This is a genomic window from Chitinophaga sp., from assembly GCF_019236475.1.
Classification (GTDB): domain Bacteria; phylum Bacteroidota; class Bacteroidia; order Chitinophagales; family Chitinophagaceae; genus Chitinophaga.
Genome location: NZ_JAFAIX010000004.1, coordinates 754,788 through 780,742 on the forward strand (window position 1 = coordinate 754,788; position 25,955 = coordinate 780,742).

21 protein-coding genes are annotated in these 25,955 nt (G+C 43.0%); 6 read left to right on the plus strand and 15 right to left on the minus strand.

Annotated elements, in window-relative coordinates; translation table 11 throughout:
- Positions 1-84 precede the first annotated feature (84 nt).
- Complete coding sequence (locus tag JO154_RS07015; protein WP_291943131.1) at positions 85-1,206, minus strand: hypothetical protein; 1,122 nt, start codon at positions 1,204-1,206, stop codon at positions 85-87.
- A 299-nt stretch (positions 1,207-1,505) separates the two neighbouring features.
- On the opposite strand from JO154_RS07015, the gene JO154_RS07020 reads away from it, so the two are divergent.
- Positions 1,506-2,804, plus strand: a complete 1,299-nt coding sequence (locus JO154_RS07020; protein ID WP_291943133.1) for an alpha-L-fucosidase — start codon at positions 1,506-1,508, stop codon at positions 2,802-2,804.
- Positions 2,805-2,958: 154 nt separating this feature from the next.
- Here the strand turns inward: JO154_RS07020 and JO154_RS07025 are convergent, their stop codons facing one another.
- The 4 genes from JO154_RS07025 to JO154_RS07040 all read right to left on the minus strand — a co-directional run bounded on the left by JO154_RS07025 (position 2,959) and on the right by JO154_RS07040 (position 8,306).
- A complete protein-coding gene (locus tag JO154_RS07025) occupies positions 2,959-4,272 on the minus strand; it encodes a hypothetical protein (RefSeq protein ID WP_291943135.1) in 1,314 nt (437 codons plus the stop codon).
- 14 nt (positions 4,273-4,286) lie between these two features.
- The gene (locus tag JO154_RS07030; RefSeq protein WP_291943136.1) at positions 4,287-5,675 is read right to left on the minus strand and encodes an aminopeptidase P family protein; all 1,389 of its coding nucleotides are present in this window, start codon (positions 5,673-5,675) and stop codon (positions 4,287-4,289) included.
- Between the two features lie 220 nt (positions 5,676-5,895).
- Entirely contained in the window at positions 5,896-6,462 is a 567-nt protein-coding gene (locus tag JO154_RS07035; RefSeq protein ID WP_291943137.1) for a YceI family protein, read from the minus strand.
- 44 nt (positions 6,463-6,506) lie between these two features.
- Complete coding sequence (locus tag JO154_RS07040) at positions 6,507-8,306, minus strand: amidohydrolase (RefSeq protein ID WP_291943139.1); 1,800 nt, start codon at positions 8,304-8,306, stop codon at positions 6,507-6,509.
- Between the two features lie 302 nt (positions 8,307-8,608).
- On the opposite strand from JO154_RS07040, the gene JO154_RS07045 reads away from it, so the two are divergent.
- Positions 8,609-9,811 (plus strand): DUF1343 domain-containing protein, encoded by a 1,203-nt coding sequence (locus JO154_RS07045; RefSeq protein ID WP_291943141.1) that lies wholly within the window; start codon positions 8,609-8,611, stop codon positions 9,809-9,811.
- 18 nt (positions 9,812-9,829) lie between these two features.
- Positions 9,830-10,240 (plus strand): DUF3592 domain-containing protein, encoded by a 411-nt coding sequence (locus JO154_RS07050; protein ID WP_291943142.1) that lies wholly within the window; start codon positions 9,830-9,832, stop codon positions 10,238-10,240.
- A 242-nt stretch (positions 10,241-10,482) separates the two neighbouring features.
- Here the strand turns inward: JO154_RS07050 and JO154_RS07055 are convergent, their stop codons facing one another.
- The 3 genes from JO154_RS07055 to JO154_RS07065 form a co-directional block, all read right to left on the minus strand.
- A complete protein-coding gene (locus JO154_RS07055) occupies positions 10,483-11,052 on the minus strand; it encodes a hypothetical protein (protein ID WP_291943144.1) in 570 nt (189 codons plus the stop codon).
- A gap of 171 nt (positions 11,053-11,223) precedes the next feature.
- A complete protein-coding gene (locus JO154_RS07060; RefSeq protein ID WP_291943146.1) occupies positions 11,224-11,730 on the minus strand; it encodes an N-acetyltransferase in 507 nt (168 codons plus the stop codon).
- Between the two features lie 86 nt (positions 11,731-11,816).
- Entirely contained in the window at positions 11,817-13,223 is a 1,407-nt protein-coding gene (locus JO154_RS07065) for a PLP-dependent aminotransferase family protein (RefSeq protein ID WP_291943147.1), read from the minus strand.
- A 78-nt stretch (positions 13,224-13,301) separates the two neighbouring features.
- On the opposite strand from JO154_RS07065, the gene dxs reads away from it, so the two are divergent.
- Positions 13,302-15,212, plus strand: coding sequence for a 1-deoxy-D-xylulose-5-phosphate synthase (gene dxs, locus JO154_RS07070; protein ID WP_291943150.1), 1,911 nt, complete (start codon positions 13,302-13,304; stop codon positions 15,210-15,212).
- 89 nt (positions 15,213-15,301) lie between these two features.
- Complete coding sequence (locus JO154_RS07075; protein ID WP_291943151.1) at positions 15,302-16,606, plus strand: alpha-L-fucosidase; 1,305 nt, start codon at positions 15,302-15,304, stop codon at positions 16,604-16,606.
- A 148-nt stretch (positions 16,607-16,754) separates the two neighbouring features.
- Here JO154_RS07075 and JO154_RS07080 read toward each other — a convergent pair whose 3' ends face one another.
- The 7 genes from JO154_RS07080 to JO154_RS07110 form a co-directional block, all read right to left on the minus strand.
- Positions 16,755-18,071, minus strand: a complete 1,317-nt coding sequence (locus JO154_RS07080) for a serine hydrolase (RefSeq protein WP_291943152.1) — start codon at positions 18,069-18,071, stop codon at positions 16,755-16,757.
- A 3-nt stretch (positions 18,072-18,074) separates the two neighbouring features.
- Positions 18,075-18,671: a DUF1700 domain-containing protein gene (locus JO154_RS07085; protein WP_291943154.1), complete on the minus strand. Its 597-nt coding sequence runs from the start codon at positions 18,669-18,671 to the stop codon at positions 18,075-18,077.
- Entirely contained in the window at positions 18,668-19,003 is a 336-nt protein-coding gene (locus tag JO154_RS07090) for a PadR family transcriptional regulator (protein WP_291943155.1), read from the minus strand. Before JO154_RS07090 ends, JO154_RS07085 begins: the two co-directional genes overlap by 4 nt.
- 261 nt (positions 19,004-19,264) lie before the next feature.
- On the minus strand, positions 19,265-19,981 hold the full coding sequence (locus JO154_RS07095) for a hypothetical protein (protein WP_291943157.1): 717 nt from the start codon (positions 19,979-19,981) through the stop codon (positions 19,265-19,267).
- A gap of 143 nt (positions 19,982-20,124) precedes the next feature.
- Positions 20,125-20,655: a GNAT family protein gene (locus tag JO154_RS07100; RefSeq protein ID WP_291943159.1), complete on the minus strand. Its 531-nt coding sequence runs from the start codon at positions 20,653-20,655 to the stop codon at positions 20,125-20,127.
- A 124-nt stretch (positions 20,656-20,779) separates the two neighbouring features.
- Positions 20,780-21,490, minus strand: a complete 711-nt coding sequence (locus JO154_RS07105) for an RloB family protein (RefSeq protein ID WP_291943161.1) — start codon at positions 21,488-21,490, stop codon at positions 20,780-20,782.
- Positions 21,468-22,796 carry an ATP/GTP-binding protein gene (locus JO154_RS07110; protein WP_291943162.1) on the minus strand — a complete coding sequence of 443 codons (1,329 nt, stop codon included), beginning with the start codon at positions 22,794-22,796 and terminating at the stop codon, positions 21,468-21,470. The genes JO154_RS07105 and JO154_RS07110 overlap by 23 nt, the downstream gene beginning before the upstream one ends.
- Before the next feature lie 523 nt (positions 22,797-23,319).
- Here JO154_RS07110 and JO154_RS07115 point away from each other — a divergent pair.
- Positions 23,320-25,944 (plus strand): zinc-dependent metalloprotease, encoded by a 2,625-nt coding sequence (locus JO154_RS07115; RefSeq protein WP_291943163.1) that lies wholly within the window; start codon positions 23,320-23,322, stop codon positions 25,942-25,944.
- The last annotated feature ends 11 nt before the right edge of the window (positions 25,945-25,955 follow it).

Here is a 25,955-nt window from a genome sequence, read left to right on the forward strand (position 1 = left end):
TTCGAATGAACTAGTATCGGATGTCAAAACATAAAAATAATAGCCGTTAATCAACCTGGTTAACGGCTATTTTTTATTACCTGATTACTTAGTATTCATGCCGCTGATCAGCGAAATAAGTGCAGTCGCACTAACAGGAACTGGGTTAAAAGTTACTGTCGTATAATTATTGCCTGGGGCAGGAGCCGTGATGGTAACTGTTTTCTGATCAGCATAGAATTGACCACCAATAGAAGAGATGGCCAAGAAAGTGCCGCTTTGTCCTATAGGAATGGAGTTCTGATAGCTCAGGAATCCTTGATAACCTGGAGGAGGAGTGAAGATGGTATTATAGAACTTAATGATGCTGTTGACGCCCGTAGGTTTGAAATACAGCATAGTGGGTTCTTCACCGCTATAGCTAGTACTGGTAGCTGGATTGTAATTTGAATTGAAGTAGGCCAGTACGGTGGTTTTAGGGTTAGGAAGATTCATCAACCTATCACAGTTGACCCATTTGATCAGGCTATCCAGTCTGAAATTCAGGGTACCATTTGTACCGTCAAAGAGGGCATAGGCAGAAGCTGGATTGGTAACCTGTTGCCAGTCGATGCCTTTGTTTGCGCTAATGGTTGTAGTCAAAGTGATAAGTTGGTTGATGTAATTATAACCACTGGTGTTGACAGTGATAGAGGTATCACCATTCCACATCGGAATGCGCTGGTCAACTGGTTTGGCAGGAACCTGCACTTTGATGGCACTATCTTTCTGTAATTGTAGCGGAGTTGTTCCCTGTGATGCGGAAACGAAAAATTCGCCGTAGGATTCTAGTGGCGCCCCTGTGTTGGTGGCCGTTTGTCTGTCTGCGAATATCATACCTGCAGCATCATAAACTTCCTTTACAGATACGGTGATAGGGCCAGTAGCAGGGGTACCATCTGGCAATACTAATGAGTTACTACTAATAGTATATGTTCTGCCGCTTTTAGTGGTAAAAGTAGCGTTCTCCTGGAGATTTACTGTGTATGTTTCAAATGCAGGACCATTCGCTCTCAGGAAAGTATGGAGCTTTAATCCGTCTGGATCAGGCGCTGCTGGCGCTGCCGCACTGGTAGCGAGGTTTGCTTTTGAAGTATTGGAAAGATCATCTTTCATTTGCTTGGTACATGCACCAAATAACAGCAGTACGGCCGCACCGCCTGCAAAAAAGCAAGAATTAATGTTCATAGTTTTTGCTTGAGGGAATTTAATAATAGGGTTTTAAGTGATCAGGGCTTTACTAAATATTTACAGGTTGAGCCGTAAAATTAATATGCATAACTGCTATGAAAATTCAGATCAATAAATATTTAAAATTGTATGAAGATGTTATGAAAGCCAATTTCCCCTAGGGCACTATAAAAATAGGAAGGATCGACGATTAGGTTTCACAACCTTTTTTTTATATTTTTCCAAAATGTACATATGTATATACATAATAAAATACCAAAGCCTAATAGAATATTCACATTTACCTTTTGAAAATTATGTTTAAGAAATCATTACTAATTGCCACACTTTTACTGACCACGTTCACCAGCTTTGCCCAGAAAGGCTATACGCCGTCAGCCGGAAATCTTGACTATAGGAAACAATTCCAGGATAATAAATTCGGCGTATTTATTCACTGGGGTATTTACAGTATGATGGCAGACGGGGAATGGGTAATGAATTTCAAAAAGATAAATTATGGAGAGTACAGTAAAATGGCAGGTGGTTTCTATCCTTCCAAATTCAACGCCAAGGAGTGGGTATCCAACATAAAAGCTTCGGGCGCTAAATATATTTGCATTACATCGCGTCATCATGATGGCTTTTCGATGTTTGCCACCAAACAATCGCCCTATAACATTATAGATGCAACAGCTTTCAAACGAGATGTGCTGAAAGAACTGGCCGATGAATGCCATGCCCAAGGGATCAAACTACACTTTTATTATTCCCTGCTCGATTGGGGCAGACCCGATTACAACCCGGATGAGCCGTTTGTGGTGAAAAACGAAGAAAGCAAAAAAGCAAAATGGGAAACCTATCATCAGTTTATGTTAGGCCAGCTCAGAGAGCTACTGACCAACTACGGCGAAATAGGCGCTATTTGGTTTGATGGTAAATGGGATAAGCCCAAGGATTTTAACTGGAATTTTGATGAGATTTACTCGTTGATCCATTCCTTGCAACCTGCCTGCCTGGTTCTTAACAACCATCATTTAGCGCCACTGGAAGGGGAAGATGCACAGGCATTTGAACGGGATCTACCAGGACAAAATACCGCCGGATTTTCAGCAGACAAAACAATCAGCCAATTGCCGCTCGAAACCTGTGAAACCATGAATAATTCCTGGGGATATAATATAACAGACCTGAAATACAAATCTGAAAAGGAGTTGATCCAGTATCTGATAAAAGCAGCGGGCAATAATGCCAACCTGTTGCTCAATGTAGGCCCACGACCAGATGGTACGATTCCAGATATCGCTATACAACGCTACAAGGCCATGGGCGAATGGCTGAAACAATATGGTGAAACTATTTACGGTACTCGCGGCGGCCTCGTGTCACAACACAAATGGGGCGTAACTACCCAAAAAGATAACCGCCTGTTTGTACATATCCTTGATCTCCAAGATAAAGCACTTTTTCTGCCGCTAACAGATAAAAAAATTAAATCGGCAAAAGTGTTTATTGATAAGCGACCCGTTAGATTTTCTCAATCCAAAGACGGTGTGTTGCTAATGCTGGATAAAACACCTGATGAAACAGATTATGTAGTGGAGTTAGGATTTTAGAATAGTGTTGGTTGCTGATCAAAAAGTATCGATGCACAAATTAAAGCTGGTCGGAGTATGCAATAGATAACAGTGCTGCATATTCCAGTCACAAACAAAAGAACCTTGCAGACTTATGTCCTGCAAGGTTCTTTTATTATGCTTCTTCCTTATTTTATTTCCCCGCTGCTCCTTTAATCAAATCATCGGGAGTGATCTGGTTACTGAGCAAATAATTAAATGCATCCCATCTTTTATTGGGTTGGCCTGCTGTTTTGGCGTTGATATAATTTTTAATCAGATCCTGGCCATAGTTGTAATTGATTACATAACTCCGATTTTTACGGATAAACTGCAACCCTTTGGCAGCTCCCTCCCTATTCAGCAGCGTATAGTTCAACAACCACTGCTCAGCCGTGGAGTCGGACATATTGCCGTTTAGCAAGCCTCTGGCAATTTCATTGCGTGCGTAATTGAGACGGCCCTTGATTTCCAACGCTCTGAAATAGGTGGTAATGCCCGTAGTATCGAGGCCGGCCAGTGGTAAAAGTACTGTTTTGGTATAGGTAGTTTTCTCGTCTCCTGGAAACGCTATTTCAATGCCATAGTTAGCGCTTCCTTCTGCAATCAGCGACTGTGGACTGAAAAGAGGATATAGAGAGATTTCTACCCATCCTTTGTCATGATACAGATTTTTTTCGAGCAACATATTATACACATGATGCCCAGGATACCCTTCGTGGCAGCCCAGATCTATTGCCTTTTCGATAAAAATCTGCAAATCGGCACTGATTTGAATAAGGCTTTTATAGTGCCCCTTATACCAGTTATATCCCATCCAAGGCTTACCGCTAACGTATTCCAGCGTGAAGTCTTCCGTAGAGGGGAGCGCATAATGCTGTAAGGTACGTTTGCGGGCTTCCGCAATAGCTGTTTTAAAAACAGTATCCAGTTTTTCCTTTGGGATAATGAAGTGATTAGCCAGTTGCTGGAAACGCTCTGCTACCGGACCTTTGCCAGGGAGCAAACTGTCGAGTTCCGCTATCAGCGAGCGAAAATGTTCTTCTGGATATACGGGCGCCACTGCTCCAAACAATTCTTTGGATTCTTCATCAAACGGTTTGTACTCCCCAGAGAATATCTTGATACGCCGACTGAAAGCCGTGAGTTGGTGCGTGATCCAGTTGGCACGAATGCGGATGGTATCATTATCTGTTGTGGTAGCTACGGCTTGTAATGCTTTTTTCAGTGCATCCACTTCTACCAGGAAGCTGTCTTTCGGAAATGCAGCTTGTTTGGATACTGGTTTCAGGGAATCAGGACCGTAGTAGGCATCCACAAAATCGGTATCGTATTGCCCAATATTCAAGCCAAGACGAACATACTTTTCTGCGAGCAAGTCCAGTTGCGCATTACCAGTGTTCTTCGTTTTGCCGGCATTGCAGGCAAACAATAATAAAAGTGGCAGTAGCCACAAGGTGTTTTTCATGTATAAGCAGACATTTATTGAGCAATGAGGTCTTCTATCTCAGCAGCGGTTTTGGCAAATGGGCGTCCTAATATACGACTACCATTGGCGGTCACGAGGAAGTTGTCTTCCAGGCGCACGCCACCGAAATTGTTGTAGGCGGCTAGTTTATCATAACAGATAAAATCCTTATGGCGGCCTTCTGCCTGCCAAGCGGCTGTGAGTAAGGGATTGAAGTAAATCCCTGGTTCGATGGTCAGTACGAATCCCTCTTCCAATTCCCGTCCGAGGCGGAGCGACTTCAATCCAAATTCGGTACTCTTCTTCAGGACATCCGTATATCCCACGTATTCTTCACCCAGGCCCTCCATGTCATGAATATCTAGTCCAAGCATATGCCCCAGCCCACAAGGAAAGAAGAGTGCATGCGCACCTGCTGCTACCGCTTCTTGGGCGGACCCTTTCATCAAACCTAATGAGATAAGTCCCGTTGTGATTTGTTCACAGGCCAGTAGGTGTACGTCTTTGAACCGAATGCCAGGTCTTACCGCATCAGCAGCAGCTTGATAGGCATTGTACACGATGTCATAAATTTCTCGCTGTGCAGTGGTAAATTTTTTATTAACGGGATGGGTACGGGTAAGGTCGCCGGCATAGCGCATGCTGTTTTCCGCGCCACAGTCGCAGAGAACTAATTGCCCGTCTTGGAAGGCCGTTTTATGCGGATGGTTATGGAGGAATTGTCCATTGGCCGTGAGTATAACGGGGAAGGATATATTACCGCCGGCGCCAATGGCCACTGCTTGCAAACGGCCCGCGATCTCCGTTTCCGTGATACCGGCTGCTGCCAGTTCCATAGCTTTGAGCTGCATATCTATGGTGGTATTAACAGCTATTTCAATCTGCGCTATTTCTTCAGCGGATTTAATGGCACGCTGGTTGACCACTGCTTTTATTAACGGAACGGATATACGTTGAGGTACCAATGCTGCTGGAATATTCAGCCAGGTGGAGAGTTTGAGGGTATGTTCCGGTCTATAGGGCGGCAGATAATGGATATGACGCTGTTGCTGTGCGGCTTGTGCCAGGAAGTTATCGAGCTGCGAAAGGGGCCTTATATCTGAAATGCCTGCTTTTGCGGCATCTGAAGCTAACGAATCTACAGGGCCGGTCCACATGATCTCTTCAATAGTGGCTTCATTGCCGAACAAAATCTCCCGGTTGTTATTAATATCGATCAGGAAGGTCAGACCAGGCCTGTCAATTCCCGTAAAATACAGAAAGCTACTATCTTGTCGGAAGGGATAAATGTTATCCCGGTAGTTCATGCCACAGTCATCATTCCCAGGCAATAAAACGATCCCACTGCCCATGTCCGATTGCAGTCTGTTTCTTCGATTGATATAAGTCTCTTTTGAAAACACGCGATGGTGATTTAATAATTAGCAGATATTATCTGGCTAAAATAAGCAACAAAGATGGACAATGAATCAACCGGTTAAAAAGTGTGAAGGGGTGGTTAAGAATTGTAAAGATGGGGCGACAATAAACAACAAATGAATTGACGTCGCAGACGTCAATTCATTTGTTGTTTATTGGATACAGCTTAATTTCTGCTTTTAGCATTAAGCACTGATATAGGCCTTAACCTTGCATTTCCTCCTCTTTTGTTAACTGTACTTCAATATCGATCAACACATCATCACCCACCATCAAACCGCCAGCTTCCAGGGCTGCATTCCAGTTGAGGCCCCATTCTTTACGGTTGATCTTACCTTCAATATTAAATACCGCCTTCTCATTGCCCCAAGGATCTTTTACAATACCGTTAAACTCTACGTACAATTTTACTCTTTTGGTAATACCCTTTATAGTAAGATCCCCATATAAGTAGTAGTCTGCCCCGTTATCTAATTTTTCATAAGTATTACCGCGGAAGGTGATCTCTTTAAATTGCTCAACATCAAAGAAATCCGCGCTCTTCAAGTGTTCATCCCGTTTGCTTTGATTGGTATTAATGGAAGCAGGATTGATCCAGAAATCGATTTCGGCGGTCAGGAAATCGTAGCCGGTAGTATAGATGCTAGCGGCATATTCTGTAAAAGACCCTCTCACGTTGGTGAACATAAGGTGCTTTATTTTAAAGCCAATCTGGCTATGCATGGTATCAATGGCCCATTTTGTTTTGGTAAATACTTCTTGTGTTTGCATGATGTTTTAATTTATGGAGTGAATGATTGTTGATAAATTTGAACTTATTTGGAGTGGTAATACCCACCGAAATATTTTATTGGCGACCAAGTCGGAATGATTGCTGGGAGCGTTGGAGCAAGGCTGCTGTATTGCTCTGTTCCAAATACCACTCTTCCGTCTACCACCGTCAAGATGGAACGTATGTTTTTGATATCGTCTTCAGGTACCGTGAAATAATCTGCGTTGAGCAAGGCAAAATCTGCCAGGTTACCAGGAGCGATTCTTCCTTTTTCATTTTCGTGATGCTCGAACCAAGCCGGACCTACGGTGTATAATTTCAGTGCTTCTTCCCGGGTTAAACGATTTTCCGTCGCCAATACTTCCGAACCTGATACAGATTTGCCAGTCACCGTCCACGCAATGCCAATCCATGGATTATAAGAAGAGGCCCTGAAACCGTCTGTAGTCATAGCTAAGGGAATACCGCTGTTTACCAGTCGACGCAGCAATGGCGTTTGTAAGGCTTTTTCTCGGCTGTAGGTCTTGATAAAAGCATCTCCATGTAGGGCCATTTTATCGTCCAAGGCAATACCACCTCCCAGTTTTTTTACGCGCTCAATATTTTCCGGGCTAATGGTTTCGGCATGTTCGATACTCCAACGCAGGCCATCAAAGGGAGTCTCTTGATTGATCTTTTCCAGCGCATCCAGGAAAGGGGTAATGTTTTCATTATAACTGATGTGCATCCGAAAAGGAATTCTACGCTTTACCAATTTGGCCACATCTTCTTCGATGTACTGACGCATGGTATCCTTGTCGATGATATAAGCCGGTTTATCAAAATTTTCATGGTCATGTAATTCCGCCCTTAATACTTCGCCGGTGCCTTCATATTCATGGCCATGGAGCATGGTAGGGTGCAAATTTTCACCCGGACTGATAGGCGATTTTTTAGTGATAGCATTGATTTCTGCATCTACGAACGAACTTCCTATGGCGAACTGCAAATCAATAAATGGGAAACGGATGTTCAGGCGATTGTCGCGGATCAATTCCTGTAAGGCTTCATGTCCTTCTGGATAACCTATGGTGCCAGCGCCATCGATAACGGAAGTGATGCCAAATCGGTTCAGGTCATTGATCACATAAGTGAAGGAACTCACTTGTTCTTCAAAAGAAGGATGGGGTACCATTGCCTCCATGGCAATGAACGTGAAGGAATAACCATGTACCACCCCGGTATTATGGCCTTCTTTATCTTTCTCGAAGACTGTCCCCGGCGGCATAGGGAATTGTGAAGTCCCGACCCCCATCGCTTTCATCGCTAGCTCGTTTATAAAGGCCTGGTTATAGGCATATTGCACAATAAAAGGCCTATTGGGAACGGCTTTATTCAGCTCTTCCATAGTAGGGAACCGCTGTTCCTTGAATTGATAAGGAGACCAACCTCCAATCACTTTTACCCATTGGCCTTCTGGCGTCCTTTTCGCTTGCTCACGCAGCATATCCAGTGCCTCTTTGAGAGTAGGCACACCATCCCATCTTACGTTGTAATTATAATTTCGTTCATTCAGTACATGCACATGCGCATCACTCAGGCCAGGAATCAGGCGTTTGCCTGCTGCATCAATCAGTTTGGTGTGATTATCTTTCAGTGCAAGCATATCCGCATCATAGCCTACGGCATAAATCCTTCCTCGTTTTACCGCGAGTGCAGAAGCCACTGGCTGCGCGGGATTTTGTGTAGTTATTTTCGCGTTATAGACGATCAGATCGGCGCCGATAGGGGATGCGACAGATTGGGCCTTTAACCCAATAATGGGCAATGTCGCCAGCATGAATAGGATTAGTTTTGTTTTCATAACATATTTTTGATTAAGATTTTAATTAGGCGATAACCGCGTTGAAATTCTTAAGCAAAGATGCTATGATGGGGAGGCTGGAAACGATGATAAATAATACAAAAGCTTGTTGACATTTATCAACAACAGGTTGGTTGGTAGACAGAGATAGTATAGTAGGAGGTTGATGAGCCCAGCGATAGAAATGCTATGTAGCATCGTTGCGTCGCACACTTCAACGACATGGCTACTATCGTGTTTTCACGATAAAAAAAGTAAATTAGAGGAGTCAAATAGGCTATTGTAGTTAAATTACTTGATCAATGAATTCCATGCTGTCTGGTATTGATACTTTATTGGCGAATCCTCCTGATTGGAAAAATAGCAGGATTGGCTTAGTCACCAATCATGCTGCTTGCACCGTAGATTTCAAACCGGTTCGACAAGCATTATTGGCCGCTGGGTTTAAGATCACCAGGTTGTTTTCTCCAGAACATGGTTTGGATACGATTGGCGTGGATGGTGCAGAAATGCACGATGGGATAGATCCATTGACCGGACTTCCCGTTACCAGCTTGTATGGGGGCAAGTTGGCCCCTGATGAAAAGGATCTGGCGGAACTCGATCTGATTTTATTTGATATTCCGGATATCGGCTGCCGTTTCTACACTTATCTCTGGACAATGACCCATGTGATGGAAGCCTGTGCCCTTCATGGGAAGCATTTAGTCATTGCGGATAGGCCCAATCCCTTATCTGGTAGACTAGATCTCGCAGAAGGTCCCATGCTGGATGAGCTACATACAAGTAGCTTTATCGGTAGATGGCGCATGCCGATTAGACACAGTTGCACTTTAGGAGAACTAGCATTATATTTCAAATCTACTAAGATCTTACCTGCCCATGCGGATGCCTTCAGATTGGAGGTAATACGCTGCCAGTATTGGCAGCGAACCATGTTCTACCCCGACTGGAAGTATTCTTTTGTGCCTACTTCTCCAGCCATACCCAGTTTTGAATCTGCATTATTATACCCAGGGCTAGGTTTACTAGAAGCCACCAATATCAGCGAAGGCCGTGGAACGGCCACTCCATTCCGCATTGCGGGAGCTCCTTGGATGGATGGCGCTCGTATCGCTACAAGCCTCAATGCGCTACATCCCAATGGCGTCATTGCACGGCCCATTACTTTTAAACCGGCAGAAGGAAAATATGTTGGCGAGAAATGTAATGGGGTTATGTTCCATGTGCAGGATCCAACTGTTTTCAGACCAGTGGCATATGGCTGGCTGCTAATCCGGCTTATTAAAAACCTCCATCCTAATTCCTTTGCATGGGCTGAGTATCCCACCTATGTAAATAATAGCGGCACTAGGCATCTCGATCTACTAACAGGATTAAATGATGCAGAGGCCTTGGTGGCTGGATCAGGTGATCATAACATCGAAGATATCAGCCGTTATACAGCTCCCGGAGATTGGCAGGAGAGGGTAGCACCCTATCTATTATATCCATCAACTACATAATATCATTCAAATCATCCTATGCGGTATAGCCTATTTCTGATTACTGGTCTTATTTTATTGGCCGTTTCATTACAGCAATTGAAACAGTCCATTGCGTTCATCAATAGCAGTGAAAGAACTACTGGTATAGTTACTTCGCTGGAAGAAGATGATGGCGCCTATTCTCCAGTTTTTGCAGTGCAAACAAAAGGTGGTCAGATCATGTACCGTCATGCCTATGCCACTAACCCTTCGGCCTGGCATATCGGGGAGGAAGCCAACTTTCTGTATGATCCTCAAAACCCTGGATCGCCGAGAATGGTGGGGTACTTCTGGATATTCAATTGGTCCATTGTTTTTATGGCCATCGCCATACCGTTGATAATTATTGGCGCCGGGTACTTTTTGTTTAATAAACTTTCAAGAAGGGCAAACGAAAACTACGTTTAAGCAAGAACGAAAATTAAAAGTAATTAGAATTTAAAGCGAACCCAATGATCATATATCTCATTTTCTTAATCGTTGGCGGTTTGATGTTAACCGCTGCTGTATTGAATTTGAAGAAGGAACTGGCATTACTAAAAGGAGGGGAGCGGGCGGTAGGTACTGTAGTAGAAATGGTGGAAAGAATAGAGGAGGATGGTCCGGTTTATTTTCCAGTTTTTGAGATCCCTAATTTTTGCTGCGTAATCCTATCTTTTATAGATAAACCCATCCTTCGATTCCATCCCAATGAAAAATATTTCAAATCGAGGATGCAGGTGCGATAGCTTACTAAATTGCTGGATAGCGTAGGGGAGTACTTCCTGTTGCAGCGGGAAAATTTCATACCAGCATTTCCTTTGTGTATAAAACTCGAAACTCTTTGGCATAGAGGGGTTTTTCACACTGGCCATCTTGGGAAAAGCATATTTATCCGGCTCATCATAATTGCGCGATATGTTATTCATATCTGGTACACGGTCCCTTTTGGTGAGTTTCCCTTGTTCAAGTTTCATTTGGTAACGCTTATCCAAGGCGGAGAACAAATCCTTTCTATATTTTTCGCTGGTGTCAAAATCGTCAAAAGAGACAGTCGTTTCTAAGGAATAAATATCCGTAGCTATACAACAGGTATACAACTCGTTAGACGCGTGTCTCCCTATCTCCGCCAATCCAATGTCAATCACATTTTTCAATTCATTCACATAACCTGCTTTATCGAATTGTTGGAGGTAAGGAATGATTTCTTCTGGATATAAACGACCATTGAATAATTGCATCAGTCAGGATTTTGCAAATAAAAGATTTAGTTTTAATACCGAGGAGACACGTGTACTTTGCCTGGCACCTGTTACCAAAGATAGGAAAGAAATGAAGAAGGAATTCCGGTTCAATTATCTTTCATTCCTGAAAATAAACACATTGAACTTCCGTTTGACGATGACTGAGCTTTACGCGATCAAACACACGGAAGCCAATGGCAATTCCTCCAACTGCCCGTTTTCAGGTTGCCTAACGAATCCCTTGCTTTCAAATAGCGGAATCAAGGGGTTGTCAAGGAATTCAGTGATCCATATCCTTTCATATGGCTTACATACAGTAAGGCATTTTTCAAGTAAGGACGCTTTGATGGCTGGATCGGAATATTTATTGAGTACCCCGAAATCCACTATGCGAACCGCCCGTTTACCTTCAAGGGCCGCTGGCCTGTTCCCCTTGGAAGTGATACAAGCATATCCTGCGGGTTCATCATCCACATAAACAATCAGCCACTGGTTGGAGATTTTATTCACTTCGCTAACGAGGGCTTGCTCATTAAAATGAATAGCGATATAGCTGTCTAATATTTTTTGATCGAGTAGCGTGGCGTATTTTTCTTTGGCCAATTCGTGTGTCAGCATCAAAAGCGCGTCCATTGCCTGTTTCGTAACTACCGTAAATTTCGTGATGATGTTCATATCCTATCGTAATTATAACAGCAAAACTATCACACTTCCTGGAAGGATACACAGTACAGAATTTGAATAAATAAGCAGTACAGATATTAACGTGCCCGTTGTCCGGCCATTTTGATGGCCCCCATTCTTTTGGGAGAAAATTTATCGGCAAAGACAATTCTAAAATGTTTGTCGAAAGCGCCTGAGAACGAGAAAGTGTAACCAGGCGTGAATTTGACCCCAATTTTCTCACATTGATCATAGAAATGCGCCATATCAATATCATCTGGCATCTTCACCCAGATATTATAACCCCCTGTGGGTGTAAGGATAGACGTCTTCTCCGGAAAATGCGCAGCAATCAAATTGATGGCAATATGCGCATTCTTTGCCAACTGCATCCTGAATGCACGAACATGTCGGTCATATTGGTTGCCGGCCAGCAAACGATTAACCGTCTCCTGGTATAGTGGCGAAACAGTACTCCCCAAGGCAAACTTGATCTGCTCCGCACGTTGCATAAATTTCCCCGCTGCCAGCCAACCTACGCGTATGCCTGGGGCAAGTGTTTTGGCATAAGAAGAGTAGGATAACACGAGGCCACTATCATCATATCGTTTGATGATACTCGGCCGTTGTCCGTGAAAGTGCAAATCGCCAAAGATATCATTCTCAATCAGCGCCACATGATAGCGCTGTGCAACAGATAGTAGTGCTAACTTTTTCTCATCGGTCATTAAGCTCCCCGTGGGGTTATGGAAATTGGGCGTTACTATAACCGCTTTTATAGCATTAGTCCGGCACGCCTTTCTCAAGTAGTCCACATCAAATCCAGCGTATGGGTCCATCGGAATTTCGATCACCCTGAGCTGCAATACCCGTATCACTTCCAGTACAGAAAATACACAAGGACTCTCAACAGCTATCACATCGCCAGGATTACAGACGGAGGCTAACGCGATGTATAGCGCCTGTAAAGCACCATCCGTAATCAGCAGTTCCTCTGGATTGATAATACTTTGATGAACAGCCGCTTTTTTTATGATGTTCTCCTTTAATTCCTTCGATCCATTGGAAGGATAATACCGTAGCAAGGCGGCGCCCTGCTCTCTGATGACCTGCTGCATGGTGCGAAGTATTAATTTTTGAGGGACAAACAGATCGCCAGGAGCGGCCACATTGAATTCTGAGAATTTACGACCATCTTTCTGTGAGGTAATCAATCCAAGGTGATGCTTGAAAATAGGGTCCCTGGCTATCGGCCGGTGTTTGGCTTTCACTTGTTGTGGTGATAAATCCGGCCTGTTACTAACGTAATAACCTGATTTAGGCACAGACTCCACCAATCCACGGGCAACCAAGTACTCATATCCATGCTGTATAGTACTGATGCTGGTTTGATATTGCTCCTTCAAATCACGAACAGAAGGTAATTTATGTCCAGGTTTGAATACACCTTCGCGGATGTTTTTTTCAATAGCATTCGTAAAGGCTTCAAATTTATAGACCTTCATATCTGTACTGGTTATTTGTGTGAATTCTGTATCTGTACTGTAAATTTAAGCGTTTTAAATTTGTGCGAAATACATGGAATGCCCGGAAATTTTAATATTGATATGCCCGATGAGCTGCGGAAACTCCCTGTTTCATCGCTGCAAGCCCTCTGCAAAGAGCTGAGATCTTTTTTAATAGCGCATGTAGCCTCGCATGGTGGTCATTTCAGTTCCAGTCTTGGTGTGGTGGAACTGACAGTGGCCTTACATTACGTCTTTAATACACCAACAGATAAATTAGTTTGGGATGTGGGGCACCAGGCGTATCCACATAAATTGCTAACAGGAAGAAAGAGTCGTTTTTATTCAAACAGGCTACTGGGAGGGATCAGCGGTTTTCCTAGCAGGGACGAAAGCGAATTCGATGCCTTCGGCACTGGTCATTCGTCTACTTCTATTTCGGCTATTCTGGGTATGGCCTGCGCTGCCAAATACCGCGGTGACCATACACGGCAACATATTGCGGTAATCGGCGACGGCGCCATGACGGCAGGACAAGCATTTGAGGCATTGAATAATGCCGGCTATGAACAACCCAATATGTTGGTCATACTGAACGATAATAATATGTCGATCGATGCTAATACGGGCGCTCTCCAAGACTATCTGACGGAGTTGACTACTGGTAAGCATTACAACACATTAAAACAGCACATAAAGCAATTGTTATCACATCCCGGTCAGCCCGACAAGTGGCCTATGGAAGTAGTACGGAAGCTCCAAAAAACGGTGAAAGGGGGATTATTGCGCTACAGCAATCTTTTCGAAGCGTTGAATATCCGGTACTTCGGCCCTGTAGACGGCCATGATCTTAAAAAGCTGATCCACCTATTGGAAAAACTGAAGCATATACCAGGCCCTAAGTTATTACATTGTGTAACCACTAAAGGCAAAGGATTTGCTCCTGCCATGACCGATAAAGCGAAATGGCATGCACCCAAAAAATTCGACCCATTTACAGGCGCTACGCTGGATATAGACGGCGCTTCCAATCAAGCGATTACTTTCCAGAATGTATTTGGTGATACCCTAATAGAGTTGGCCACTAGCAACACCAAAATTATGGCAGTAACCCCTGCGATGCTATCAGGAAGTGCCCTAACAAAGATGAAGAAAGAAATGCCGGACCGTGTCTTTGACGTAGGTATCACAGAACAACATGCCGTTACTTTTGCTGCTGGCCTCGCTGCTGATGGATTGATTCCTTTCTGCACCATATACTCCACCTTTTTACAACGTGGCTATGACCAAGTCATTCACGATGTTGCCCTCCAAAACCTGGATGTCATTTTCTGCATTGATCGGGCGGGAGTGGTAGGCCAAGATGGGCCTACCCATCACGGCGCCTTTGACATTGCCTTTTTAAAATGCGTTCCTAACATTACCGGTGCGTCTCCTATGGATCTGGAAGACTTCCGAAATCTTCTCTTTACAGCCCAGGCCACCAAAGGAAACGGGCCATTTGCCATTCGTTATCCAAAGGCGGTGGGAATGTCATCACCTACGGCCTCTTTCAAAAAACTAGCAATTGGAAAAGGACGAAAAATCAGGAGTGGTAAAGATATCGCCATCCTTTCCCTTGGCCCAGTGGGACAATATGTACAAGAAGCTTGCGAGGAGCTGGAAACACAACAGTTGAGCGTAGCGCACTATGATCTTCGATTCTTTAAGCCACTGGATGAGGCCTTACTACATGAGGTTTGTCGTCAGTTTTCTAAGGTGATCACAATCGAAGATGGCTGTATCACGGGAGGAGTGGGGAGCGCGGTGATGGAATTCATCGTGGAGCATGGTTATCATACTACATTAAAACGCCTCGGATTGCCCGATACCTTTGCGGTACAGGGGACGCAGCAGCAATTACATGAACTGTATGGATATGATAAAAAAGGCATTATGCGCATGGTCAAACAGCTTTTTGCTAATATACTGTCAGCATCCATCATTTGAGATGCATTGCGTTTCACATAAAGCATTTAACTTTAGCCCGACAAGAATGGTCTTATATACAATTTATATTTCCTTATTAATTCCAAGTTATGAAAGTGAACAAGCTAGTAGTGCTCCTTTGCTTACTATTTACCGCTCAGCTCCATGCCCAGACGCCCACACAGCGTACCATCAATACATTCATGAGTGACCGATTTGGCATGTTTATACACTGGGGACCGGTAACGCTCCGTGGTACAGAGATTGGATGGAGTCGTGATAAGGAAGTCCCAATGGAAGACTACGACAGTCTTTATAAAGAATTCAACCCGGCACTATTCAATGCAGACGCCTGGGTGAAAACGGCAAAAGATGCTGGTATGCGCTACCTGACGATCACCGCCCGCCACCATGATGGTTTTTGTTTGTGGCCTACAAAGTATACTGCTTATAATATTTCAAATACCCCTTATAAAAAGGATATCCTGAAAGCCTTGCAGGTAGCCTGTAAAAAGCAGGGCATAAAACTCTGTATTTACTACTCGGTATTGGATTGGCACCATCCAGATTACCCTATACACTCTGCCCACAACGGGAAAATTGATCCCCATGCAAACATGCAGCGATATGTTGCATTTATGAAGAATCAACTGAAGGAGTTGATTGTAAACTACGATCCCTTCATGCTTTGGTTTGATGGCCAGTGGGAGAGTCCATGGACAGATTCATTAGGTAGAGAAATCTACACCTATGTAAAAAGTATCAAACCAGGAATTATCACCAATAACAGGCTGGGAAAGAAGTTCGCTGCCATGGAGAATAAAGCAATAGATCCCGCAGAGATGGTGGGGGATTACGATACGCCGGAACGCGCGGTAGGACGCCTGAACATGACGATGCCATGGGAAAGTAGTTTTACCATTTGTCAACAGTGGGCCTGGAAACCCAATGACCACTTACAATCGCTCAAAACCATCCTTGCCATTCTTTCCAAAACGGCTGGCGGAAACGGTAACCTCTTACTGAATGTCGGCCCTATGTCCGATGGACGCATAGAAGCCCGACAGGTAAAAAGACTGCAAGAGATAGGCGACTGGCTGAAGATCAATGGCACCGCAGTTTACAATACGTACGGTGGGCCATATGAAGCCACTGCTAACTATGCAACCACTCGTAAAGGAAATAAAATATATCTGCATGTATTGAATACAGACACGGCTGCGCTGGTACTGCCTGCCCTTCCTGGCGCTAAGGTAGTGGGGGCGCATACCATGACTGGTCAATCCGTAACTGTAAACACAGGTAGTGAAGGCATCCAAGTATCCTTGCCAGAGCGTTTAAAGGGAAAACTGCAATATGTGGTAGTGCTGGAATTGGATAAAGATGCAATGACGCTGCCAGTGGTGAAATTATAATTTTTCCAGTCTGTCGTCCCTGCCCATTGGACAGGGACGACAAAAAAGATCAAAGGCCGGAACTGACGTCGCAGACGTCAGTTCCGGCCTTTGATCTTTATCATTTTTAATTTGCGGACCGCTAAACTATACAGTCCCCATCAATACTTTATTCTTTTGTAAACATAAACGATTGACCGCCTTGTTTCAACACCATTTGCTTTTTCTCGGCATTGAAATCAAGTACAACACCAGCCGGTTCATATTGAAAAGTTGTTGAAGACATAGCTTCCAGTGGAAATGCCTGTTGGCCGGAGGCCTGTCCATACAGTTTGTTTTCCACTTTCGTGATTTGAATTTTTATTGGAATTTGGCTGCTGGCGTACTTCCCCAGGTATTGATCCAAACTTTCAGCGTTGATGGCTACTGTTTTGAAATTTGGCATGTCAAAAGGATTATTATAATAGCAGCTCAAAGCGCATAATAATATATTATTGGTGGTATATCCCAAGCCGTTCCCGGTGATAGCAACTGATAATTGCTCAGAAGGGAAGTAAACCAATACAGACCCGAACCCGTCAATGCCGCCAGTGTGGCCGTAACCGAAGATATCATAATAAGGAAATTTACCCAATCCAAGCCCATAATTTCCGTTGAAGGTTTTCATGGAATCCACAGACCTGGTGGATACGAACTTGCCTGCAAAAAGATTTTCACTGAAAACCGTTAGGTCAGATGGTGTGGATACGATGGCGCCAGCTCCCAACGGAATGGACATGTCGGTTTCCATTTCTTTTGTCCAACTTGTTTTGTAGACATAGGAGAAAGCCTCATTTTTGGTAGGGTCGATTTTACCTCCATAATGGGTATTGGCTAAACCTGCAGGGGTGATAATTTTGTTTTTTAATATTTCAGCATAAGGTTTGGAATAGACCTTCTCCAGGATGAAAGTCAGGATGATATAGTTCGAATTACTATAACCAAATTTGGAACCTGGCTCAAAATCGCTTTTCGTATTGGCAATGATCTCCATCAGTTCCTTTTCAGTTTTGGGTTGGGTATTATAGGTCATGTAGAGGGAGTCATTCGTTAAATTATGAATACCACTCCTATGCATTAGCATATGTCTAATCGTTATCTTCTTTGCATTTTCGACCTGTGGATAGTATTTATCCAGGGTTTGATCCAAGGATAATTTATTTTCTTCCACTGCCTTCATAATGAGGGTGGCAGTGAACATTTTAGTGATGGAGCCAACTCTGTATTGGGTGTTGGGATCAGCCTTATGGGCCGTTGCCATATCGCTATAACCGATGGCCCTTGTATAGAGTAATTTACCATTTTGTGAAACGGCGATGCTCCCCATAAATTTTTCTTTTTCATCTAAAAGATTAAGGAGACTATCTAAACGCTGGCGTTTAAAAGTTTGGGAGAAGGACGTAGTAGCTACTACCGTTAGCAGGGTGATTATGATTATTCTTTTCATGGTTTATCTATGATTGAGATTTTTTTTAAGTTTTAGCAAGGCGGTGAGAACCATATAAAACAATACAATTGCCAATATCATGGCAGGTATAAACCAATTTCCCAGTAATTCTTGTACCCCGTTCTGGACTGTCGCTTCCGTTATTCCCAGCACAAAAAGGGTATTGGCTTTATAATACATGCCTACCTGAGAGGGATATACGATTTTGGCAATGATCAGGAAAACAAACCCGAATAACAACAAATACAGCAGGGCGAATATAATATAAGCAATTCCGTTGGTAATATTCAGGGCTAAGGCCTTGAATACATGTATCGGATTGAATGTTTTGGTGGCCTGTTCGAGTTTTTTATCGGCTACAAGGGGTTTTAGCACTTCTTCCGGAGGCCCCAACTTTTCTAAAATATCTAGCAGGGAGTCGATTTCATTTATCTTGTCATTATGTTGGATGGCTTCAAAAATATGACTATTCATCTCCATATAAATATCTTCCTGGCTCTCTTTTGGCAAACCGCTGGTCACTTTTTTCACGCGCTTCATGTAGTCGTTATACACCCTGGTGGAAGCTGGTAGGTTAAATTTTATAGGCGCTATCTTCATTTGATTATTTTATGGATTGAACGTTCAAGATTTTTCCAGTATTCATTCATCTGGGCCAGGGTTTTGATTCCTACCGGGGTCAGACAATAATATTTCCTAGGGATGCCCGTTTCCTGTTCCACCCATTTTGAATCTACCAGGTTTTCCGTTTTTAACCTGTTTAGGAGCGGATAAAGCGTTCCTTCGGCAATGTCCATATCGGTATGTTGTTTAATCTGTTCAATCAGCTCATAACCGTAATATTCATGGCCTTTAAGGATATTCAGGATAATGAAAGTTAATGTTCCCTTTTTCACCTGCGATTTCCAATTTGTTACAAAGGATTCATTCATGAGGTAAATGTATAACAAAATACATAGTATAACTAGGTATTTTGAAGGTAGATAAGAACGCGATTGTTTGTATTTGATTATTAAATATTTAGGGAGACACGAAGCCCTCGGGATGCAAGGCCTACTACCTGTGTAAGTCATTACCTTATTTATCCTTTGACTGCCTCTAGTTTCATTGTGTAATGGTATTAAACCACAAGCGCAGATGAATTCAATGATTCATCTGCGCTTGTGGTTATAATTAATAAAATAGTACTTGCTTTAATTTGAATTTAAATAAGCTTTAGCTGCTACTATCGCATCTTTAGGAGAAACGTAGACACTAGGACTTGATACGCTTTTTAACCAGTTATATCCTGCGGTCAGAGCATTTCTGCGTTCGTCTGGTGTTCCATGATGATTGGGGTTATTAAAATCATATTCTCCCTTAGAATAAAATGATACGACAATTGCGTTGATATCAGTATAAGTCAATGTACTTCGGTAAAAAAGAAAGCAACCTGCCATGAAGTCAGCAAACAATTCCTTTGTTTTTGTATCATAATTAGGTAATGCTTGCATGTTATAATCCAAAATATGCCCAAATTCATGGGCAAGAATGAGCGGGATAGTTGTTCCACTCCAGGAAATGCCAAATTCTCTACTGGCAAGATTTAAGCCTAGAATAATGGTACCTGAGGGGTTATTGTAACTTTCAATAACAGGCATTGCTAGTGCATTTGGTGCGGCCGGATCATCCTGGAAATAAAATACGCCAGGATTCACTCCAAAAAAATTCCTTAAAACATTAACCTCTCGATTTAAAAACATATCCAACTGATTGTTCCCGGAAAAATTAGACATAATATAATGCTGACTAGGTAGCCCACCCTGATTATTAATGGCTAATGTGGAAGTACACCCATTTGACTGTGCTCTAGATGGGGAAGCGCATATTGTCAATAGGACAATATGAATAATGGAGAAAACATTTTTCATAATGGAAAAAATTTTGGGGTCAAGAATTCAAAGCTACTCCAGATTTTGTGCTATAGTAACCAATTTATAACATAAGTTAGTAGATAATTGTTGTTTGTTATTGCATGTTTTTATAATGTATGTGCATGTTTTTTTAAGCCGCCTCACCCCTTTAATCTAACCATGACATGCTCATCATGCATGATCCCATTCTTAATGACCCCTTGCTTTTTAATGGCCTCCAACTGGTATCCGCATTTCATCAGTACTTTTTTGGAAGCTTCATTATATGCAAACACGCCTGCATAAATGCGGTGGATGTGCAATTCCTGGAACCCATAATCTGTCACCAATGACACTGCTACCGGCATGATACCTTTACCATGATAGGGGAGTCCCAGCCAGTAGCCGATTTCAGCGGAATGACGGTAAATGTCTGTCTGCGGGATCAGCGAAATGACACCGGCAAGTTTATCTTTTACATAAATACCCCATACATGTCCTACTTTTCCCTGTGAGATGAGGGAATGAAAGTTGGTGGCTGTTTCCAGCGTACTCGGAGAGGGAAAGGAATCCCGGAGATTGGCCGCAATCGCCGGTTCATTGGCCAGGATGGCCAATTCTGGCAGATCGCTGTGCGCAATGGCTTTCAGCGTAATATCGTTCTTGCCTGTCAGTGTTTGGATGGTATACATGGTACAAAAGTACGCCGTTTCGGTATACAGATGATTGCATGTTCGCAGAAGTATGTGTGGTAACGTTAACGATAATACGAAACGGTTAGTCTAATTGTGTAGAATAAAGTGCTGCTGCAGTATTTTAGGGTTGGTAATTGTAGTAGTGTATCCACTGCCTCAATGAGATTACCAATAAATGCATTGTGGTAGCAGGGTTGGCCGCAATCGGATGCGTTTGACCATGATGTTGGAGTAGAATTTGGGCTCTGTTGATTGCATCCTCCTCACTGCCGTGAGATACTAAATAAGGTATTATTTGGGGATTACTATGTCCATCAGCTATTTTGTTAGGCTGAATACGATTATTGACAGTTTCTTTTAATAGTTGATAAACTTGTTGTCTGGGAAGAGAAATCGCCGGGTTTACATCAACGAAATGCAATAGCAACCATAACTCAAACACTTCATTACTCCAGGCCAACTTAAAATGATGCTTAGCAGCAGTTAAAAATGCAGTATTGAACCGATTAATTCTTGTCTGGTTTAAGTCCGCATCATCTTTGTCAAATACCACCCAAACTTCATCAATCTCTCGATTGGTAAGCCCACCCAACTGATTTTTTAGGTCAATAGCTTTTGTGACCACTCCTAGTGGATCTAGTCCTGCACCGACAATTTTAAGATATAATGTGTGTTCTGGAAAAAATTGCTCAAATGATGTAAAATAGGCAGGTTCTGTATTTTGGTCTTCGCATACAATTAATAAGAATTTTTGGTATTTACGCCATTTCTCAATACGAACGTCAGCCGCATCCTGCTTTTTCGCAAACTTAGTTGTCCCTTTTCTTGCCATCTACTACATGATTGATTAAAACAGAAAGAGTACCCAGATAAGGGATGGCCCCATATCTACCTTCAAGGTACCTTTTTTCTTTATTTGTATCCATTCGTTCCTTTTGATTGTTTTCTGGATAAACAATTCCTGACAGCGAATACAGTTCTGTTGATTCCCATTTATTCTTTTCTGTAAAGAATATCTGATCCCTTCTAAGGTGTGAGTAGGTAAGCAGATTGGTATCATGGGTAGCGAAAATAATTTGTGCTCCTAATGGATTGGTCTTCTTATTTAGAAATAAATTAATGGTACTTAATGTAATGATTGGATGCATTTTCGCTTCAATTTCATCAATTACAAGAACCCCTCCAGCAGACAATGCTGATATAATTGGGCCACTGAGATGAAATGCCTTTATCGTACCCTCTGATTCATGTTCATCAAGTTTCCAGGATAGTGTTTCGTCTGTCTCTTTTCCATCTATATCGTATTTCCGATGCATGGTCATTACAGAATATCCTTGCGCATTTTTAAGTTTATCTATCAGTAGCCTTCTTTGACTCTCATGTAGGTTGTCCGGAAGATCAGATTCGTCAAAATCCTTTGTAGAAACATTTAAGTCGATCATTCCCAGATGAAGGTTTAGCATGTAGTTATTGATCGCCTCCCTCATTGCTTTATCATCAAACATCTTTACGGTTCTGATTTCCTGTGCCTCTGTATCTATTCCATTCAGACAATTAAGTTGCTTGAACCAATGCATGATTGTTTTGGCTTCCTTTACATTTAGCATATCACAAGTGGATAGAAAAAGCCCATTAGAGCGCGTTGCTTCTATTGCAGCATCTAAAACTGTCTTGTTTCCCTTTAAGGCACTTGTTGGCTCAATAATATCCTCTTCCCGGCCAAATAATAATACTTCGCGTCCTTTTCCTTTTTTATAAAGCCATTCCTTATATATAAACTTCTGAAAGTACTCGAACCCATACTTATATCGATACCCACCTGTAACAAATATGATTTCGAATTTAGTAGGCTTATCAGCATATCCTTCCCTCAATAGAAATGGATCATATGGAAGATTGGTAGTGGAAGAAGTGCGGGCGGAAATGTGAACCATTTTGTCCATTATTCCAATCGCAGATATCAAATTGCTTTTGCCACTTCCATTATTACCATATATAGCCGCCGCATTCAAAACACTATGTCCAGATGATTGGATAATATTCTCTAAATAGTCATCATGAGCCGAATTTGGAACTAAACTCAAAATTTGTTCATCTCCAATTGACCGGTAATTAGATGCGCTGAATTCAATCAACATAGTGAAAATTGTGGTTGTTCTACGAAAATAAGATACTTCGTTGATATTTATATGTATTTTAATAAAATTTATATGTAATACTGCTTTATAATGTACTCATTGAAATTTGGCTTTCTTCAACATGGTTAAGAACTATTCAAGAACTATATAAATAAACTTATATCTGAATTTTTTTAAAAATATTATGAACGGGGATGCCCTACTGTAGCCTATTTCAAGCTATTATTTCTTTAATATCCAGAAAGATATCTAACAAAATGCGGTTGGCGTTATACTTTTCTATAGCTTTGCGGCCCTGTAGTTAAAAAAAAGTTAAACGTAGAAACCATTTGCTTAACAAGACATTGCCTGTGCCCAAGTTATTATAGCCGCACCAATACTTTGTAGCAACCCATTCGTCCTTTGTAACCCAGCCCATGCTGGGTTTAGCTGTAGCATATAGTTAACCGAAATCAGCAACGATGGGACTGGCGCATTGTTTCCCAGAAGTATTGTTTAATACAATTTAATAACATTCCTATTTATGTACGCAAGTTACAGGAAACTGTTATGGCTACTTCCATGCGTAGCCCTTTCGGCACAGTGTTTTACATCCACAGATGTAATAGCCCAATCCAAAAAGAAAAGTGGGTGGCTCTTCGGGAAGAAAACCCCCGTGGTGGCCGCGGATACTACTGCTAAGAAGAAACCCGATACCAAAGGGATGAAACCCTATTCGGAAGTCATCACCGCAGAGGCAGTGACCGTCGATGGCCTGCTGAAAGTACACCGCGTGAAAACGGACTACTACTTTGAAATCCCACTGAAATTGATGGGCCGACAGCTACTTGTAGTGAATAAATTGTCCAAAGTACCAGAACAACTCAATGAAGCGGGCGTCAATAAAGGAATGAACTATGCCAACATGGTGATCGCTTTTGAAAGAGATACCCTGCTGAATAAACTCTTTCTGCGCAAACAGAACCCATTCCTGGAAGTACCTGCCAATAACGCTATCGCGCAATCTGTGGCAGATAACTTCATCCCTTCCCTGATCGACCAGTTTAAAATTGAAGCGTATAATAAAGATACCTCTGCTGTTGTAGTAAACGTGTCTAAACTATTCGACGGCTCCAACAACAGTATCAATAACGTGTTTGAATCCCTCGGACTGCCAGGTTCCCCTATCAAAGACCTGTCGCGCATCCGCGGTATCAAATCCTTCCAGGAAAACGTGGTGGCAAAATCTGAATTGACATCGAAAATTACCGGTGTGGAAGTCTCGATAGAAACCACTACCAACCTCGTTTTGCTCAGTGAACAACCCATGAAACCCCGCTTCGCGGATAGAAGAGTAGGACTATTTACTACTCCTAGATGGTACTTCAGCGATGCACAACATAAACTGGAAGAAAGAGAACTGATCACGCGCTGGCGCCTGGAACCTAAGCCAGAAGATATGCAGCGCTACCTGAACGGCGAACTCGTAGAACCAAAGAAACCGATCGTTTATTATATCGATGCCAGCACACCAGCACAATGGCGCCCTTATATCAAAGCAGGTATCGAAGACTGGCAAAAAGCGTTTGAAGCTGCCGGTTTCAAAAACGCTATCATCGCAAAGGACGCTCCTAGCAACGATCCAGATTTCGACGGTGATGATGCCCGCTACTCTGTGGTGACTTACGCAGCTTCTGCTAAAGCCAATGCCATGGGCCCTTCTGTGATAGATCCCCGCTCCGGCGAGATCCTGGAAGCAGATATCATCTGGTGGCATAACGTGATGAGCACCCTGCATTCTTGGGTACGTATCCAAACAGGCGCCATCGACCCACGTGCTCGTGGTAATCATTTCAGCGATTCCCTCATGGGGCATGCTATTCGTTTTGTATCCAGCCACGAAGTAGGCCACACACTGGGATTGCAACATAACATGGGTAGCTCCTTCGCTTTCGAGGTGGATTCCCTCCGTTCTCCTGCCTTCACTTCCCGTATGGGCGGTACCGCTCCGTCTATCATGGACTACGCCCGTTTTAATTATGTGGCACAACCGGGAGACAACGTTACACAGATCACTCCTGCCATTGGGGTATACGATAAATTCGCTATCGGCTGGGCTTACCGCTATACCGATAAAACACCGCATGAGGAACTGCCGGAACTGAACAAACAGTTACGCGCACACGAAAATGATCCACTCTATGCCTTCGGTGAACAACAGGATGTGAGAGATGCGATTGATCCTCGCAGTCAGATTGAAGATCTCGGTAATGATGCGGTGAAAGCAAGTCGCTATGGCCTGCAAAACCTGAAACGCATTGTGCCTCAAATCCTCAGTTGGACACAGGAAGAGGGTAGTACCTACGATGAAGCGGGTAAAATGCTGAACAGCGCTATCGGTCAATGGAACCAGTATGGCTACCATGTACTGGCCAATGTTGGCGGTATCTATGTTACGCCTACTGTATTCGGTCAGCAACAGAACAGCTACCAACACGTGCCTAAAAAGAAACAACAAGAGGCGGTAAAATACCTCATCGAGGAAGTTTTCAATACACCGGCTTGGCTGTTTAAAAATGATATCTATGTAAAAAGCTATCCTATCAAGGAAAGTCCGATCGGTAATATCGAATACGGCGCGCTCGTATATGCGAAAGGGTTACAATCCTTCTTCTATTACGATCTGCTCCGCGATGAAAGACTGTCGCGCATGCTGGAAAATGAAGCGGCCAACGGCCCTTCCGCCTACACCGTGTCTGACCTGATGCAAGATATGCACCAAGGTATTTTCGCCAAAACCATCAAAGGTCAAACCCTGGATATTTTTGAGCGCAACAGCCAGAAAGGCTTTGTAGATGCCCTGATTGTAAGCATTGATAAATCAGTAGCACAGCCTGCTGCCAAAAAACTGCAGGAAGAATTTGCCCTCACCGGCTTCGATGGCTTCTGTAGCTTCTCCTTGCAGCCACAAAAAGAAAGTGAACGCGCTGGACGTAACCTGAATTATTTCTCTATTCATCGTGTATCCGACGCCGTTAGTGCAAAACGTGGAGAACTGAGTCGCTTGATGCAGTTGTTAAACAGCCGCAAAAATAGCAGCGACAGAGCCACTGCCGATCACTACAGCGATATGATCATCCGCATCCAACAAGCATTAAACAATAAATAAACAACCTGATC

Bases quoted from the DNA above. Each gene is read 5' to 3' on its own strand.
- JO154_RS07015 (WP_291943131.1), bottom strand. From the start codon at position 1,206: ATGAACATTAATTCTTGCTTTTTTGCAGGCGGTGCGGCCGTACTGCTG.
- JO154_RS07020 (WP_291943133.1), top strand. From the start codon at position 1,506: ATGTTTAAGAAATCATTACTAATTGCCACACTTTTACTGACCACGTTC.
- JO154_RS07025 (WP_291943135.1), bottom strand. From the start codon at position 4,272: ATGAAAAACACCTTGTGGCTACTGCCACTTTTATTATTGTTTGCCTGC.
- JO154_RS07035 (WP_291943137.1), bottom strand. From the start codon at position 6,462: ATGCAAACACAAGAAGTATTTACCAAAACAAAATGGGCCATTGATACC.
- JO154_RS07040 (WP_291943139.1), bottom strand. From the start codon at position 8,306: ATGAAAACAAAACTAATCCTATTCATGCTGGCGACATTGCCCATTATT.
- JO154_RS07045 (WP_291943141.1), top strand. From the start codon at position 8,609: ATGAATTCCATGCTGTCTGGTATTGATACTTTATTGGCGAATCCTCCT.
- JO154_RS07050 (WP_291943142.1), top strand. From the start codon at position 9,830: ATGCGGTATAGCCTATTTCTGATTACTGGTCTTATTTTATTGGCCGTT.
- JO154_RS07055 (WP_291943144.1), bottom strand. From the start codon at position 11,052: ATGCAATTATTCAATGGTCGTTTATATCCAGAAGAAATCATTCCTTAC.
- JO154_RS07060 (WP_291943146.1), bottom strand. From the start codon at position 11,730: ATGAACATCATCACGAAATTTACGGTAGTTACGAAACAGGCAATGGAC.
- JO154_RS07065 (WP_291943147.1), bottom strand. From the start codon at position 13,223: ATGAAGGTCTATAAATTTGAAGCCTTTACGAATGCTATTGAAAAAAAC.
- dxs (WP_291943150.1), top strand. From the start codon at position 13,302: ATGCCCGGAAATTTTAATATTGATATGCCCGATGAGCTGCGGAAACTC.
- JO154_RS07075 (WP_291943151.1), top strand. From the start codon at position 15,302: ATGAAAGTGAACAAGCTAGTAGTGCTCCTTTGCTTACTATTTACCGCT.
- JO154_RS07080 (WP_291943152.1), bottom strand. From the start codon at position 18,071: ATGAAAAGAATAATCATAATCACCCTGCTAACGGTAGTAGCTACTACG.
- JO154_RS07085 (WP_291943154.1), bottom strand. From the start codon at position 18,671: ATGAAGATAGCGCCTATAAAATTTAACCTACCAGCTTCCACCAGGGTG.
- JO154_RS07090 (WP_291943155.1), bottom strand. From the start codon at position 19,003: ATGAATGAATCCTTTGTAACAAATTGGAAATCGCAGGTGAAAAAGGGA.
- JO154_RS07095 (WP_291943157.1), bottom strand. From the start codon at position 19,981: ATGAAAAATGTTTTCTCCATTATTCATATTGTCCTATTGACAATATGC.
- JO154_RS07100 (WP_291943159.1), bottom strand. From the start codon at position 20,655: ATGTATACCATCCAAACACTGACAGGCAAGAACGATATTACGCTGAAA.
- JO154_RS07105 (WP_291943161.1), bottom strand. From the start codon at position 21,490: ATGGCAAGAAAAGGGACAACTAAGTTTGCGAAAAAGCAGGATGCGGCT.
- JO154_RS07110 (WP_291943162.1), bottom strand. From the start codon at position 22,796: ATGTTGATTGAATTCAGCGCATCTAATTACCGGTCAATTGGAGATGAA.
- JO154_RS07115 (WP_291943163.1), top strand. From the start codon at position 23,320: ATGTACGCAAGTTACAGGAAACTGTTATGGCTACTTCCATGCGTAGCC.